15 protein-coding genes are annotated in these 16978 nt (G+C 34.0%); 11 read left to right on the plus strand and 4 right to left on the minus strand.

All coding sequences use genetic code 11. The features are described 5' to 3' along the window. Positions 1-68 precede the first annotated feature (68 nt). From GTK57_RS12640 to GTK57_RS12665, 6 genes are all read left to right on the plus strand, one after another. On the plus strand, positions 69-1310 hold the full coding sequence (locus GTK57_RS12640) for an acyl-CoA dehydrogenase family protein (RefSeq protein ID WP_152873149.1): 1242 nt from the start codon (positions 69-71) through the stop codon (positions 1308-1310). Positions 1311-1419: 109 nt separating this feature from the next. After that, complete coding sequence (locus GTK57_RS12645; RefSeq protein ID WP_152873151.1) at positions 1420-2541, plus strand: phosphotransferase family protein; 1122 nt, start codon at positions 1420-1422, stop codon at positions 2539-2541. Next, positions 2538-3233 carry a histidine phosphatase family protein gene (locus GTK57_RS12650; protein WP_152873152.1) on the plus strand — a complete coding sequence of 232 codons (696 nt, stop codon included), beginning with the start codon at positions 2538-2540 and terminating at the stop codon, positions 3231-3233. Before GTK57_RS12645 ends, GTK57_RS12650 begins: the two co-directional genes overlap by 4 nt. Positions 3234-3272: 39 nt before the next feature. Further along, positions 3273-4016 (plus strand): SDR family oxidoreductase, encoded by a 744-nt coding sequence (locus GTK57_RS12655; protein ID WP_152873154.1) that lies wholly within the window; start codon positions 3273-3275, stop codon positions 4014-4016. 134 nt (positions 4017-4150) lie between these two features. Beyond that, on the plus strand, positions 4151-4456 hold the full coding sequence (locus GTK57_RS12660) for a hypothetical protein (protein WP_228720319.1): 306 nt from the start codon (positions 4151-4153) through the stop codon (positions 4454-4456). Positions 4457-4639: 183 nt separating this feature from the next. After that, on the plus strand, positions 4640-5686 hold the full coding sequence (locus tag GTK57_RS12665; RefSeq protein ID WP_152873158.1) for a fatty acid desaturase: 1047 nt from the start codon (positions 4640-4642) through the stop codon (positions 5684-5686). 71 nt (positions 5687-5757) lie between these two features. Here the strand turns inward: GTK57_RS12665 and GTK57_RS12670 are convergent, their stop codons facing one another. Continuing rightward, the gene (locus tag GTK57_RS12670; RefSeq protein ID WP_228720320.1) at positions 5758-7086 is read right to left on the minus strand and encodes an alpha/beta hydrolase-fold protein; all 1329 of its coding nucleotides are present in this window, start codon (positions 7084-7086) and stop codon (positions 5758-5760) included. Positions 7087-7312: 226 nt separating this feature from the next. Between GTK57_RS12670 and GTK57_RS12675 the strand changes: the two genes are divergently transcribed. Further along, positions 7313-8023: an SGNH/GDSL hydrolase family protein gene (locus GTK57_RS12675; RefSeq protein ID WP_152873162.1), complete on the plus strand. Its 711-nt coding sequence runs from the start codon at positions 7313-7315 to the stop codon at positions 8021-8023. 39 nt (positions 8024-8062) lie between these two features. Further along, entirely contained in the window at positions 8063-8653 is a 591-nt protein-coding gene (locus GTK57_RS12680; protein ID WP_152873164.1) for a uracil-DNA glycosylase family protein, read from the plus strand. 19 nt (positions 8654-8672) lie between these two features. On the opposite strand, the gene GTK57_RS12685 is transcribed toward GTK57_RS12680, so the two are convergent. Next, on the minus strand, positions 8673-9536 hold the full coding sequence (locus tag GTK57_RS12685) for a DMT family transporter (protein WP_152873166.1): 864 nt from the start codon (positions 9534-9536) through the stop codon (positions 8673-8675). Between the two features lie 134 nt (positions 9537-9670). On the opposite strand from GTK57_RS12685, the gene GTK57_RS12690 reads away from it, so the two are divergent. After that, positions 9671-11059, plus strand: a complete 1389-nt coding sequence (locus tag GTK57_RS12690) for an aminotransferase-like domain-containing protein (protein WP_163123887.1) — start codon at positions 9671-9673, stop codon at positions 11057-11059. An 8-nt stretch (positions 11060-11067) separates the two neighbouring features. On the opposite strand, the gene GTK57_RS12695 is transcribed toward GTK57_RS12690, so the two are convergent. Then, the gene (locus GTK57_RS12695; protein ID WP_163123889.1) at positions 11068-11505 is read right to left on the minus strand and encodes a hypothetical protein; all 438 of its coding nucleotides are present in this window, start codon (positions 11503-11505) and stop codon (positions 11068-11070) included. Between the two features lie 131 nt (positions 11506-11636). Next, positions 11637-13193 carry a phospholipase D family protein gene (locus GTK57_RS12700; protein WP_163123892.1) on the minus strand — a complete coding sequence of 519 codons (1557 nt, stop codon included), beginning with the start codon at positions 13191-13193 and terminating at the stop codon, positions 11637-11639. A gap of 134 nt (positions 13194-13327) precedes the next feature. Here GTK57_RS12700 and GTK57_RS12705 point away from each other — a divergent pair, with 134 nt between their 5' ends. Both GTK57_RS12705 and GTK57_RS12710 read left to right on the plus strand, forming a co-directional pair. Further along, a complete protein-coding gene (locus GTK57_RS12705) occupies positions 13328-14437 on the plus strand; it encodes an S-(hydroxymethyl)glutathione dehydrogenase/class III alcohol dehydrogenase (RefSeq protein ID WP_152873171.1) in 1110 nt (369 codons plus the stop codon). A 415-nt stretch (positions 14438-14852) separates the two neighbouring features. Next, positions 14853-16973, plus strand: coding sequence for a sensor domain-containing protein (locus GTK57_RS12710; RefSeq protein WP_163123895.1), 2121 nt, complete (start codon positions 14853-14855; stop codon positions 16971-16973). Positions 16974-16978: the final 5 nt, after the last annotated feature.

A 16978-nucleotide genomic window follows, 5' to 3' on the forward strand; every position in this document is an offset into this window, starting at 1 on the left:
TTTATTCATAGTAAGTTTCGAGTTAATGTGTGTAAAGGATATATATAAATATTTTTAAGGATATTGTGATGTTTGAACTTTCCGCTCGTGCACAAGATTATCTTGAAAGAACAAAAAAATTTATAAAAGATGAAATTGAACCCATTGAAAGTGACTTTTGGAAAGAGGTTCATACACTAAATGTTGGTGCCGATTGGACAAAATGGCAATGGCCACAGCAATTAGAAATACTGAAAGAAAAAGCCAAACAAGCCAATCTTTGGAATATGTTTTTACCGTGTCCTGAATTGGGTCAGGGTTTATCTGTTCAAGAATATGCACATATTGCAGAACTTTCAGGTCGAAGCTTAATTGCACCCATCGTCTTTAACTGTAATGCACCAGACAGTGGCAATATGGAAGTACTTTGGCGTTATGGCTCCGAAGCACAAAAACAACAATGGTTAATGCCTTTATTAGATGGAAAAATTCGTTCAGTTTTTTGTATGACTGAACCTGCTGTTGCTTCAAGTGATGCAACAAATATGGAAGCGACTGCCGTTATTGATGGTGATGAAATTGTACTCAATGGTCGTAAATGGTGGTCTTCAGGTTTGGGAGATCCAAATGCAAAAATCATTATTTTTATGGCACATACACCAGATGCAACAAAAGACCGTCATCATCAACATTCAATGGTTTTAGTTCCTATTGAAACTACGGGCGTAAAAATAGAGCGTATGCTGCCTGTTTTTGGTGATTATGATGCACCTCATGGACACGGCGAAGTCAGTTTTAATAATGTGCGTGTGCCTATAGAAAACTTTATTGGCGGTGCAGGACAAGGCTTTGAAATAGCACAAGGGCGTTTAGGGCCAGGGCGTATTCATCATTGTATGCGTTGTATTGGCGCTGCGGAAAAATCACTTGAATTGATGATTGATCGAGGCATGAGTCGTACCGCTTTTGGTAAAGAAATTTTAAAACTTGGTGGTAATTTAGAACGTGTTGCAGAAGCTCGAGTTGCCATAGATCAAGCGCGTCTTTTAACCCTTTATGCTGCTTATAAAATGGATACTTTGGGCAATATGGCTGCACTGACTGAGATCTCAGCCATTAAAGTTGTTGCGCCAAGTGTTTTAGAAAAAGTGGTGGATATGGCAATGCAAATTCACGGTGGCGCAGGTCTTTCACAAGATACGCCACTCACAGGTTTCTTTGCACAAGCACGTTCTTTACGTTTAGCAGATGGGCCTGATGAAGTACATAAAGGCATGATTGCAAAACTAGAGCTTGCTAAGCGTGGATACAGCACACGTTCTAAAAAATAATGCACGATGATATATAGCATGATTTTGAAAGGACTTTGCGGTAAAAAACATGCTATAACAAATGATACTAAACATAAAAAATGAAATTTTAGGGTATTAGGAAAGAAAGATGTCAGCAATTGATGTTGGTGGAAATGTTCGAAATGGCGAAGAACTTGATGCTCGTGCTGTCGGTAATTGGTTGATCGAACATGGTGAGGAAATATCAGGTCCTGTAGAAGTTACCCAATATTCAGGTGGCGCTTCAAATTGGACTTATCGCCTAAAATATGAAAATGCGGATTTAATCTTACGTCGTCCGCCGAATGGAACAAAAGCCAAATCTGCACATGATATGTCACGTGAATATCACGTACAGCGCGCGCTTACCGAATATTATCCCGTTGTACCCGAAATGCTTTTACTTTGTCAGGATGACTCTGTCATTGGTTGCGATTTTTATGTCATGAAGCGAATTGAGGGAATTATTCCACGCGCAAATTTGCCTAAAGACATTAATTTTGATGAAAGCCAAATTCAAGAACTTTGTCGCAATTTCATTGATAAATTAATTGAACTTCATCAAGTGCCTTATGCAGGAACAGATTTAGAAAAATTAGGCAAGGGGGATGGTTATTGCCATCGTCAAGTTGAAGGTTGGGACAGTCGTTATAAGAAAGCCAAAACCCTGAATGTGCCATCTTTTAAATATGTTCGTAATTGGTTGAAAGATCATATTCCTGAAGATTCAAAAACGTGTGTAATTCATAATGATTGGCGTTTTGACAATATTATTTTAGATCCTGAAGATCCTACAAAAATTATTGGTGTTTTAGATTGGGAAATGGCAACTTTGGGTGATCCTTTAATGGATTTAGGCTCTGCATTGGCATATTGGGTTGAAGATTCTGATAATGCTATTTTTAAAGCCACACGTCGCCAACCGACACATCTAAAAGGCATGTTTACGCGTGCCGAAATTGTTGAATATTACTTAAATAAAACAGGCTTAAAAACGGATAATTGGACATTCTATGAAGTGTTTGGGATATTCCGTTTAGCCGTGATCGCTCAGCAAATTTATTACCGTTATTATCATAAGCAAACCAATAATCCTGCATTTAAAGATTTTTGGATTGTTATTCATGCCTTACACATTCGTGCGTTGAAGCTCATTGGTTTACAAAAAATTGAAGCCAATGAAATTGCACAAAAATATATCGCTAAATTTAAAGAGTTAATGCCTAAATGACTACAATTTACCTTGTTCGCCATGGACAAGCTTCTTTCGGTGCTGAAAGTTACGACAAGTTATCACCCAATGGTGAAATTCAAGCAAAAGTATTGGGGCAGTATTTAGATAAAATACTAAAAGAAGAGCCTTATGTTGTTGCGGGCTCTATGCAAAGACATCAACAAACCGCAAAAATTTCTTTGGCTGAATATTTCCCTGAAGTAAATATTGAAACCAATGATGCTTGGAATGAATTTAATCATCAGCAAGTTTTTGAAAGATATGATCCTAGCTTTTCAAACCCTCAAGCTTTAAAACAAAGCTTTGCTCAATCTGAAAATCCACATCAGTTTTTATCTGAAGTTTTTGGTCATGCAGTTAAGCGTTGGACTGCAAATGAACATCAAGATTATGATGAATCTTGGCCTGAATTTCAGAATCGTGTTGAAAATGCCCTAAATAGTCTTTGTGAGAAATTGATAGAAACAAAACCTCCCTATGCCGTTGTTTATACTTCAGGAGGGGTTATTTCGATTTTAATTGGAAAATTATTGGGTTTATCTGTAGAAAAAACGTTTGCATTGACTTGGGCAATTGCCAATACAAGTATTACAACATTGCGTTTAGTGGGCAATGAACCACAACTTTTGAGCTTGAATGAGCATCAGTATTTAAAAGCAATAGATCCGCAATTGCTGACTTGGGTTTGATAAACATTTTGATATAAATATAGGGATGATGATATCGCCATGACAAAAACAATTTTAATTACAGGTGCAAGTTCAGGAATTGGTGCAGGAATGGCACGTGAATTTGCACAAAAAGGATATAACTTGGCTATTTGTGCGCGACGTTTAGAACGTTTAGAGGCATTAAAACAAGAGTTAGAGTCCAAATTTGGCGTTCAAGTATCAACAAAAGTACTTGATGTGACCAATTATGAGCAAGTTTTTGAAGTATTCCACGCATTTAAACAAGAACTTGGACATATTGATCGTGTCATCGTGAATGCTGGTATTGGTGATGGTCGTCGTATTGGTAAAGGTCGGTTTGAAATAAACCGTGCTACGGTTGAAACTAATTTTATTTCTGCATTAGCACAATGCGAAGCTGCTGTAGAAATTTTTCGTGAACAAAATGCAGGGCATTTAGTGGTTATTTCATCTATGAGTGCTATTCGTGGAATGCCAAAACATTTAACGGCTTATGGTGCAAGTAAAGCGGGTGTTGCTGCATTGGCTGAAGGAATTCGTGCTGAACTACTTGAAACACCGATTAAAGTTACGACCATTTTCCCTGGATATATCCGTACTGAAATTAATGAAGGTGCTAAAAAATTACCTTTTGAGGTTGATGAAAAAACAGGCTCTCGCTTATTAGCAGCTGAAATTGAAAAAGCACCCGTTAAAGCCTATGTACCTAAATGGCCTTGGTTGCCTATTGGTTTAGCGATGAAAATACTGCCTTTGAAGTTGGTGAATAAATTAGGCTAATTCCTTCATAAAAATAAGTTTCTTACGAATATCTTCACATTTCCACTTTATAATAAATGATAACCAATATCATATATAAAATGGATTTTGAAATGAAAAGAGCAATATTTGTAATAACTACAGCATTATTGATAATGACGACTGCAAATGCAGCGCCAGATTCACAAGGAAAACGTCCAGATTTTGGCAATTTATGTCAGGGTAAAGCTGTTAATAGCAAAGTTACAGCTAAACATGGCGATCGAACGATTGAAGGAACTTGTCAAATTGGCTTTAAAGCAACAAATCCAAATGCTTTAGACCGTAGTGCTTCACGTGATCCAGCAATTCAAAATGCATGCAAAGCAAAAGCGAAAGGAAGTGCAGTTGTTGCAAAGTTGAACGGTAAAAATATTGCAGGAAAATGCGATATAAACTTTAAGCCTAATATGCGTCGCTAAGTTTTTAAATGCCTGTAAATTTTACAGGCATTTTTATATACGAAGTAAATTAGAGTAAAAAATCTAATTTAAAATCAATGTGATGAAAAGATAATCAAATGATTATGTATTTAATTAAAACACGTTTCATTTTTATTAAAATACTTTAATGTACAACTGTCCATTAATTTAAGGTTCACCCATATGTCTTTTTCTTCAGAAATGACAGATCAACAAAAAATCTCGAAAGTCAGATCTGTTGTGATGAAAGCAGGAGAAGATTTACGTCAAAGTTTTCCTATTCTTAAACATCAAAATTTTATTGGCGCGAGCATTTTATTTGTTGCGCTTGTAGGTATGGTTTTATGTGCAGTAGGTTATGCTTATGATTATCTACCTGTATGGGCATGTATTCCTTTAATTGCAATATTTGCATCTTTAACACATGAATTAGAACATGATTTAATTCATTATATGTATTTTAAGAAAAAACCATGGGCACATCATTTAATGATGGCTTTAGTTTGGTTGGCTCGTCCAAATACCGTTAATCCTTGGACACGTAGACGTTTACATCTACATCATCATAAATATTCAGGTTCCGAATACGACTTAGAAGAACGTGGCATTAGTAATGGCATGCCATGGGGCATTCGTCGTATTTTGGTCATTAGTGACCAGTTAATGACGGTATATTTACGCCCATTTCAAATGTATAAAATGATTGGTCTTTTTATCGAAAAACAGCCTGAAAAGGAACGTAAATCTGCAGTCATTTCTCAATTATTAGGTTTTATACCATTAAGCGTTATTTACTACGGTTTGTGGTATATCTTTGTTATTTATCACGTAGCAAATGGTATTGCACCAATTTTGGGTCAGAGCATTACTTGGTCTACAAGCCTAATTAAAGCCATGCCTGTCATTAATTTCTTAGCTGTTGTTTGGGTTATTCCTAATTTTATACGCTCATTTAGTTTGCAATTTATTAGCTCGAATATGCATTATTATGGTGATATCGACCCACGTGATGTCATTAAGCAAACTCAAGTGTTAAATCCTTGGTGGTTAATGCCATTCCAATTGTTCTGCTGTAATTTTGGATCTACGCATGCAATTCATCATTTTGTGGTAAAAGAGCCATTTTATGTACGTCAATTAACAGCTAAAACAGCACATAAAGTCATGAAAGAAGTAGGTGTTCGTTTTAATGATATTGGAACATTTAAACGAGTGAATCGTTGGAATTAAAAATTAAGTATATTCAAATAAAGAATCCCGTAATAAAAGCGGGATTTTTTTATTGCATATTTATCTAAATATCATTTATTTTCAGCAAAAAAGTCAATTAAAGCATCTTGTAAAATGACTTGCCAAATTGCATAAGAATGACCACCCACATAATACTTAAACGTGACATCATGTCCTTTACTTTTTAAGTCTTGAGCAACAATGGGTGCAGTTTCCAAAATGCTGAGTTCATTATTATTACGTGATGATTCATATGTATTTGCTGAAATATACCAATGTTGTGGTGGCTGAATTATTTGTTCACGAATAATTTTACTCATACCATTGGGTAAATCATTCGAGTTTTCTTGCCACCAAAATGAACCTGATAAAGGTACGATATGACTAATTTCATTTGGATTTTGTAAGCCTAAATAAGCAGAACTTAATCCACCTAAGCTTGAACCTAAAATCACGGTTTTTTGCTTATTTCTATTTTTTAATTGTTGATCTACCCAAGGAATAAGTTCTTCACGGAAAAATTGTGAATACTCAGCATTTGGGGTTAATTCTTTCGGTCGTTCAGTGCTGCTCGGATGCGCAACAAATATAGCTTGAATAGGAGGAAGCTTTCCTTGTTGTACTAAAATATCAAGGGCTTTTGAAACATTTAAAAGTTTGGCATATTCTTCTCCATCGAAAAAAATAGCCGTAATGTAGTCCTTATTTTTTATAGCTTTAGATTTATAGATGTAGGCTTTTCTATCATTTTTTAATATTTGACTATGTACTGTATATGCTACAAGTTCGGGCTGTTTATGTTTAGGATAATTCTGCGGATCTACAAAATTTGGAACATTAGATAAAGCTAAAATATTTTCGTTTCGTAATTGTGATGAATCATCTACAGCTAAAAATGTTTTGTTATTGAAAGGATCTAGTTTTTGAACCTGTAATACAGCACGGCGTTGAGCTCTAGATTCTTTTAAAGTTACGTTTAAATGTGGGCAATAATGAGATAAATATCCATCAATATTAGGTAAATCCACAGTAAAACTATAACTACCAATAAAGCGATTATCTACAATACTTTCCTTAAACCAAACATCCGTATCTTTTAAACGTGTTAACCATTCGTGGTCATTGCTAGGACCACCTATTAAACGAACATTTTGCTGAGCACCTTTCCATAAATAAATAATACGGCTATGTTTTGAATCGATACGTTCAATCATTGGTGCACCGTATTTTTCAATGTTTTTCCAAAATTGAACGATTATTTTTTCTTTATTTAAATAGTTTATATTAATTTGATTCTGTAAATTTAATAGAAGTTTGCTTTGAGGTTTTACATCTTCACATGGCTGAGCATATTGCAATAAACTTGTTGATGAACTTTCCGCATAAATTTCTAAACTCACTATACTTAATATACTAGTGAATAGGGTTGTTCTCATTTTTTTAAGCATATATATTCAACTCATAAAGCAAACTTAAGTATGATAATGATTCTTATTAAGAATAACGAGCTTTATTTAAATAAATGAATAATCAGCTATTTATTGTGGTTTTTGGACACTTCGGTCAATGTCTATAATCATGATAAATCATACAATTTATCTATAAAAATCACTCCAAAGAACTGATATGTTTTTAAAAGCTGCCACCATCGCTTTAATCCCTGCGCTGATTATTCAAGGTAAAAAAGTGAAGAAAAATACACCACGTTTGCCTGAACCTGAAGGTGTCCGTGAGGGTATAACAGGACAAGGGAAAAAGCTTTCGATTTTAATTTTGGGAGATTCTGCAGCAGCAGGTGTTGGTGTAAAAACACAAGAAGATGCTTTGCTTGGTGGTGTGCTTTCAGAATTGAAAGATAATTATGAAATTACATGGAAACTTCATGCAAAATCTGGTGATGCGACATCTCAAATTATACGTGCAACAGAAGCCTTACCTAATCAGCATTTTGATGTAGTGCTTACATCTGTTGGTGTAAATGATGTGACTAAATTAATGTCTTCAGATATATGGATAAAAAAACAAGAAAAGCTCTATGCGCTTATTCAAAATAAATTTCAACCAAGTTTAGTGATTGCAGCAGGTGTTCCACCCATGAATCTATTTCCTGCATTACCCAATCCTTTAGGATGGTTATTTGGTCAATATTCGAAAAAAATGAATGAAGAACTACAAAAACTAGTAGAAAAAACAGCGTATTTAGAATGGATTGAATACGATATTGTAAAATATCAGCATCTGAATTTACCCATGGCACATGATGGTTTTCATCCAAGTAAAGAAATTTATCAAATTTGGGCAAAAGAAGCCGCTGATAAAGTCCGTAAAAACTTTTAATATAGCTGAGTGCTTATTTAAAATGATGATTGCATAAATATGCAGAATATTGAAATTGAAACACATCCCTTAGCGCCATTTTTACCAAAAAACGGTAAGCTTCTTATGCTCGGAAGTTTTCCACCACCTAAAACACGTTGGAAAATGGATTTTTATTATCCGAATTATCAAAATGATATGTGGCGTATTTTTGGAATTTGTTTTTTTCAAAATAAAGATTATTTTTTAGATTTACCAAATAAAAATTTCCATCTCGATAAAATTGTTGAATTTTTAAATGAAAAAGGCATTGGTATTTTTGATACGGCGTATCAGGTACGACGTTTACAAGCGAATGCTGCTGATAAGTTCCTGCAAATTGAAACAGTAACGAATATAAAAGCTTTATTAAGTGAAATGCCAAACTGTTTTTCTATTGTTACTACAGGTGATAAAGCAACAGACACGCTAATGTTGTCTATGCCTGAAGGAGTGTTGAAACCACAAATTGGTCAGTCATCTACATGCATTTTTAATAATAGAGCTTTAAATTTATACCGTATGCCTTCTTCATCTCGTGCTTATCCATTGGCTTTAGAAAAGAAAGCTGAAGCATATAATGTATTATTTAAAGAAATAGGCTTACTATAAGTAAGCCTATTTCTTTTTATTAAGCATATTTCTTCGCTAAACCAACACATATAACAACAGCAATACTCACTACAATCATGGCAAGGTCAATATTTTCATGTAAAACTACTGCCGATAAAACCATACCAATAAAAGGTTGCATTAACTGAATTTGCCCAACTTTGGATATTCCACCTATAGCTAAGCCTTTATACCAAAAGAAAAAGCCTATTAGCGTACTAAATAATGCGACATAAATAAGGCTTAATATTGGTCCAATTTGAACGACTGAATAATCTATAGGTGCATATAAATATGAGAGAACAAGCATAATAGGGAGCATGATGGTTAAAGCCCAACAAATAACTTGCCAACCACCTAATTCGCGTGAAAGTTTTCCACCTTCTGCATATCCTAAACCACAAATTAAAACCGCAGCAATCATGTACAAATCACCTATTTGTAAAATTTGCCCTTGATCATGTAGCAGCATATAACCTGCAACAAAAGAGCTTCCTAAAATTGCAAATAGCCAAAATATAGGTTTAGGCTTTTCATTTGCACAAATCACGGCAAAAATAGCAGTTGAAAGCGGTAGCATTCCTACAAAAACAATTGATCTTGCTGCGGTAATGGTTTGTAAAGCCAAAGCAGTAAGCAGGGGAAAACCAATCACAACACCCGAAGCAACAATAAGTAATGATTTAAATTGACGATAATTAGGTTTTATTTGTTTTGTCGCAATTAAACAAATTAATCCAATAATTCCTGCAATAGATGCTCGAGCAAATGTCATAAATTCAGGACTAAAATCCATAACACCAATACGTGTGGCAGGTAGTGAGCCTGCAAATATTACAACGCCAATAAAACCATATAAAAAACCGTCATTAGTACTATTCATTGTTCAATACTCGTTAATCACAAGCTGATTAAACGATATTGATCATCTTATTTGGATATACAATCCAATACAATTTAAAGTAACTGTTATGGTAGATATTACAGTACAATTTTAAAAAAGCATGAAATCAAACTATGACTAAAACGAAAATAGAATCTGTTACAGAAATTATTCAGCAACAAATAGCCAATAAAAGTTTGATTACAGGCTCAAGGCTGCCATCTGTACGTCAATTTGCAAAACAAATGAATTGTTCTGTATCTACAATTGTTGAAGTTTATGCACGTCTTGTTGCCGAAGGTATTTTAGAATCAAGAATTGGTGCTGGTTATTATGTATTGGGTCATAGACCGAGCTATGACTACATTGAGCAAGAATTTAATTATCAAAGAGAAATTGATCCATTATGGATTTCAAGGCAAGCTTTGGAAGCATCTAATGATGCCTTAAAACCTGGTTGTGGATGGCTACCTGAAGATTGGATGCCTGAACAAACTATTCGAAAAGCTTTAAAACTCGTTGCAAAATCAGAAACATCTTTATTAATGAATTATGCTGTTCCACATGGTCATTTACCGCTAAGACAACTTATCGCACGAAAAAAAGAAGTATATGATTTAAAAGTTCATCCAAATCAAATTCTTATCTCAGATTCTGCAACACAATCCATCGACCTGATTTTTAGGCTTTTATTACAAGCAGGTGATGTCATTTTAATTGATGATCCTTGTTATTTTAACTTTCAAACGTTAATAAAAACTCATCATTTAAAAGCGGTAACTATTCCATTTACTGAACATGGTCCAAATATTGAAAAATTTAAGCAAGCACTCAGTTTGAAACCTAAAATTTATTTAACCAATACAGGTATACATAACCCTACAGGTGCGATTCTTTCATTACAAACAGCATATCAAATCGCAAAATTAGCTGAACAAGTAAATTTAATGATTATTGAAGATGAAATATTTGCAGATTTTGAATATACACCGGCACCAAGATACGCATCTTTAGCGGGTTTTGAGCATGTGATTCAAATAGGAAGCTACACAAAAACATTATCTGCTGCTGTACGTTGCGGGTATATTATTTCTAATTTGAAACTTGTTGATTCTTTAATTGATTTAAGAATTTCAACAAATTTTAGTAATAGTAATTTAAATGCAGAGATTATTTATCAATCTCTCATGGATACAAGTTTTCCTAAACATATTGATTGGCTTAAAAAACAGCTACTTAAGCTCACGAAAGACACCTTAATCAAACTTGAACAATTAGGCATTGAACCATGGATTATTCCAAAAGCAGGGATTTTTGTTTGGTGTAAATTACCTGAAGGTATTCATGCTTCTCAGCTTTCACAATTATGCTTAAAACAAAATATTATTCTTGCCCCTGGAAATGCGTTTAGCCAATCTGAAGGGGCTGAAAATTATATGCGTTTTAACGTTGCACAATGTATAGATAAGAAAATATTTGATGTACTTGCCAATGCTATTCAAGAATTACAGCAAGAAAATTAAGCTCAAAATTAATGATCGTATTCCACATAATCCCAAAGGTTTAAGCGGGCTTTAATTTCTTTACGCAAGTCTGGAATCATTGTTAAAAGTGTGCCGTCGATCCATAAAATTAAAGCTTGTGTTGAAAGCTTTTGTTCATTTTCATCAACTAATTGTGCACCTTTTACAATAGCTAATGTTTCATGGTTAGCTGGTGTTTCAATGCCTTTGAATAATACTTGTAATTCGTGTCCTGTATCTTGAATTAACCATTCCAATTCAATTTGAATATTATGATTGGATTTTAAAACAATTTGTCCTTCCAAAACTTCATTATCATTTTCACAGTCGTCATCTACACGAACTTTAGATAAAAACCATTCTTGCTGGCTTAAATCTTCTAGAGTCTGAAAGGGCGTTAAAATATTACTTAAATTAAATTGGCGACTTAAATCAAAGAATTGCATTACAAATAAAAGGGAGATAAATAAAGTGTGAATATTAAATTAAATATGCACTTAATTAAATACAAAGTTCGACATAAGTAAATTTAGGATTCATTTTTAGAAATATAAGCGCAAAAGTAATTCCTTTGTCATTACATCATCCATTCAATAGGTAAGTAGGATACGGCTTTAAAGGCAAAACGTTGAAATTTCGTCGTTTCAGGTTCTGTTTTATGAATAACAGTAGAACCATCAAATTTATGGTCTAACCAAATAAGATTACCTTTTTCATCTAGTTTTAGTTCATAGGCAATTACTGGAAGGTATTCATTAAGTGTTTGACTGATTTCATTTTCTAAGTCTTGGGATTCAACAACTAAACCGACTTCAGTATTTAAATATGCTGATCTTGGATCAAAATTAAAAGAGCCGATAAAGACCATTCCATCTATATCGAAAAATTTAGCATGTAAGCGAGATGCATTTTTATTTTTAGCAGGTATGACATTTCCTGTTGCCACTTCATACCATGTGCGTTTTGTACGTTCGATATACGGTTTAAACTCATACAGTTGTACACCAGATTGAAGTAAATCTTTTCGATATTTTTGATAAAAAGCATGCACAACAGGTACATCATTTGCCAAATAGGAGTTGGTTAAAACACGAGTCGTGACATTTTGACTCTGAATGCTTTGTAAGTATTTTAACCCTTTTTTTTGTGGCACAAAGTATGCAGATACAAGATCCATATGCTGTTTAGGTTGTCCCATAATTTTGAATATTTGCGTATGAATCAGTTCTTGTTCTGCTGCATTTGCTCTAATTTTATTTGGGGAGTCTGCTAAAAAATGAGCTTTTGCCCAGTGAATAGCACTACTTTTTAAGGTGTCACGAATCACTTTTTCGGCATTATAAACTTTCTGTTCTTGTTGCGTTTTTCTTAAATCATCTAATTCATATTTATCACGTAATTCTTTAAGAGCTTCAGCTGAACCTGCGCCCAATAATTGCTTTACCGAATAACTCAAATCATCATTCCAGAAAGTACTAAAAACCTGATTTGCCTGTAAAACAGATGGACCATAAAACATAATATCTAAGTCAGTAAACTGAAATTGGTCGCTAGCATCGAAGTATTCACGGCTAATGTTACGACCACCCGTTACTGCAATGACACCATCACCAATGATTAGTTTATTGTGCATTCTATGGTTTACATTTTTAAATCTGAATAAATAGTCTATTGCACGTAATTTTCTAAATTTGTAAGGATTAAATAGTTTAATTTCAAAATTTGGATGTTGTGCCAACTGTTTCAATGTTGAATCGAGTTGTATACCATTTTGATCATCAATCAATAGTCGAACTTTTACACCTCTATCCGCAGCTTTTAGTAGTTCTGAAAGTAAAAGTTGTCCAATGCTATCGTTTTCCCAAATATAATATTGTAAATCAATACTATGTTTGGCTTTATTAATAATATGAAGTCTAGATGCAATACTTAAAAATGCATCATCTAAAGCTAAATATGCCGTCAGATTTTGTTCAAGTTGCGTATTAAAGTTTTTGCCATGCAACCAATAAGCGCTATTTTCTTTAAGATCGGCAGAAGCTTGTGCTTGTTTTTGTGCTTCATTCATTGGCAAACTACATCCTGTAAGTAATATGATTAGTGTTGTAATTTTAAGAAATTTTCCATTTTTCATTAAAAATATATTCATATGGATGATTAAATCTAATTTCTCTTTAATATAACGTATGTTAAAGGTTGAAACTGCGAATAAAATAACGATACTGTAAATTAACTGTAAGCCGGTCATTAAATAAAGGAATGCATTCCATGAAATCTCGTGCAGCTGTCGCATTTGGTCCAGGTCAACCATTACAAATTGTTGAAATTGATGTCGCACCACCAAAAGCAGGTGAAGTATTGGTAAAAATTACCCATACAGGCGTATGCCATACAGACGCATTCACTTTATCTGGTGATGATCCTGAAGGTGTTTTTCCTGCTGTGCTTGGTCATGAAGGCGCAGGTATTGTTGTAGAAGTTGGTGAAGGCGTTACAAGCGTGAAGCCAGGTGATCATGTTATTCCACTTTATACAGCAGAATGTGGTGAATGTTTATTCTGTAAATCGGGGAAAACCAATCTTTGTGTGTCTGTTCGTGCTACACAAGGTAAAGGCGTAATGCCTGATGGCACAACGCGTTTTTCTTATAAAGGCGAACCTATTTATCACTACATGGGATGCTCTACATTCTCTGAATATACAGTGGTTGCAGAAGTTTCATTGGCAAAAATTAATCCTGAAGCAAATCCTGAACATGTTTGCTTACTTGGTTGTGGCGTAACAACGGGCTTAGGCGCTGTTAAAAATACAGCAAAAGTTCAAGAAGGTGATTCTGTTGCGGTATTTGGTTTAGGTGGTATTGGTCTTGCCGTTGTTCAGGGTGCAAAAAAAGCGAAAGCAGGTAAAATTATTGCAATCGATATGAACCCTGACAAATTCAAACTTGCAAAAGAGTTTGGTGCAACAGATTTTATTAATCCAAAAGATTACGATAAACCTATTCAAGAAGTTATTGTAGAAATGACAGGCTGGGGCGTAGATCATTCATTCGAATGTATTGGTAATGTCAATGTAATGCGTTCTGCACTTGAGTCTGCTCACCGTGGTTGGGGACAATCAATTATTATTGGTGTTGCAGGTGCTGGACAAGAAATTTCGACACGTCCATTCCAATTGGTTACAGGTCGTACTTGGAAAGGAAGTGCTTTTGGTGGTGTGAAAGGCCGTTCACAATTGCCAGAAATGGTTGAAGAAGCAATGAAGGGTGATATTAAGCTTGAGCCTTTTGTAACGCATACAATGGGATTAGAAAAAATTAATGAAGCTTTCGATTTAATGCATGAAGGTAAATCGATTCGCTCGGTTGTTCATTTTTAAAATTTAACCTTTTCGTGAGTTTATAAAAAGCCTAAATCATTAGGCTTTTTATATGCCTCAAAATTCTTTCATGAATCAAATAATGATCATTCATTAATATTCAATTTACGAATGAAAGTTCTATCGTCTCTAGGCTAAAGAATATATTCAGTAAGAATATGAAGGTGGTTTTTGATAAAAGCTAATCTTTATAGGAGAGCGGACTTCAGTTATGAATTTTCTGGTAATTAGAAAAGTGATTTATGAAGGAAATCTAGTGAAATTCTAATAAAATAAAGTAATCGATAATATGTAAAAAATTAACATAAATAAAATAAAATGGATAACAACTTGCTATATATAGATTTCCTTAAATCTCATATTATTATTGCTGAATAGTTTCTATTTGGTTTTTTATTTAATATTAGGATTTTATATGACTCATTTACGTATTTCTCAAGATTCCAAAACGAATCTGGCAGAAACATCCATGAGTCATAAAGATTCAAAAATTATATTCAGTGATGATCTTAAACAAATATTAGAAATGACACCGCAACTCATCTGGGTGCATAAATCAGAGCAAAATTATTGCAATTCAGCAATGAGAAATTATTTTGGGCATCCTACACATGATCTTCAAGTGCTAGATGCGCTAAAAGCAATTCATCCCAAAGATGCAGAATATATTTATACGTTTTGGAATGATGCAAAAAAAACAGGTTTAAGTTTTAAAAAAGAATGTCGTATTAAAGATGCAAACGGACTTTATCAATGGTTTTTACTGATTGCAAAAAGTACGAAAAATTCTGAAAATCAACTGGATTGGTTCGTCAGTTGCACCAATATTCACAATAGCGCAATTGCATTACGTGAAACTACAGAAGCCTTAAATACCAATACAAGTATGCTCGATGCAAGTGTTGATTGTATTAAAGTCATTACACCAGAAGGTCATGTTTCACACATGAATCGATCAGGATGTAATGCTTTACTAGGTCAAGATCGTGTCGATAAATTTGGCATGGAATGGTTGAGTCTATTGCCACCTGAAGCAAAAAAAGAAGGTCGTAAAGCAATTAAAAAAGCAGCGCATGGAAAAAATGCTCGATTTGCAGGAAAAAGTACAGCAGGTGGAAAAATCATGTACTGGGACAATATTTTAACGCCTGTGCTCAATGATAAAAACCAGACAACACGTATTTTATCCGTTTCGAGAGATATCACATTACAACGTCTAGCAGAACAAAAATTAAGATTAGCAAGTGAAACCGATGAGCTTACAAGCTTAATGAATCGACGAGCATTAAAAAAACGCATTTATAAAACATTAAAACATGCAAAAACTAAAGACTTATCTTTTGCGGTGATGATTATTGATCTAGATCATTTTAAACATATTAATGACACATTAGGGCATCATGCAGGCGATCACTTACTCAAAGTATTATCTAAAAGACTGCTTAAAAAATTACCTGAAAATACCTATATCTCAAGATTGGGTGGAGATGAATTTGCAGTTGTTGTTGAAAATGTCCGAAACTTAAGTGATTTAAGCAACACATCTAAAGTGATTTTAAAGCAAATTCAATTACCCATTAAATACAAAGGAAAAATACTCAGTGCAGGGATGAGTATAGGTTGTTCTTTATTTCCGAAGGATGCCCAAGATATTACGCATTTATTGAAATATGCAGATACTGCTTTAAATGATTTAAAATCACAAGGACGAGGTGGTTTCAGATTGTATGACTCTAAAATGATGAAAGATGTCCATTTAAAGGCGCAACAATTATTCACGGCACGTCAAATTATTCGCAATCATAATATTGAACCCTTTTACCAAGCCAAAGTTAATCTAGAAACATTACAATTAGTAGGATTTGAAGCACTTTTACGATGGAAAGATGAAAAAGGATGCATTCAATTTCCTTCAACAATTGCTGATGCTTTTAATGATTATGATTTGGCGAGTCAAATTAGCGAAATTATCCAAACTCAAGTTTTCCAAGATTTATCAACGTGGATTGAGCTAGGTTTAAACGTTGTTCCAATTGCAATTAATGCATCACCTGTTGAATTTATGCGGGATGACTATGCAGAATTAATTTTGAAACGTTTAGAAAAATATAAAATACCGCACAAATTAATTGAAGTAGAAATTACTGAGCATGTTCTTGAATCGAGAGGTTCGGAGTACGTCATTAGAGCTTTAACTAAATTAAAAAATGCAGGAATACGTATTGCTTTAGATGATTTTGGAACAGGGCATTCTTCTATGGCGCATTTAACCGATTATCCCGTCGATTGTTTAAAAATTGATTACAATTTTGTTCATAGATTAAATAAGGAAAAATCCGTAAGCGCCATTGTAGAAGGCATTACTAAACTAGGTCCTATTTTGTCACTCGATGTTATTGCTGAAGGCATTGAAACAAAAGAACAGTTAGAGAATCTAAAATCCTTTGGATGCTGTGTGGGGCAAGGCTTTCTATTTAGTAAAGCAGTACCTGAAAATCTGGCAAAAGACATGCTTACCAATAATATGTTTTTGTGAAATGT

The organism is Acinetobacter portensis, from assembly GCF_010646905.1.
Taxonomy (GTDB): Bacteria; Pseudomonadota; Gammaproteobacteria; order Pseudomonadales; family Moraxellaceae; genus Acinetobacter; species Acinetobacter portensis.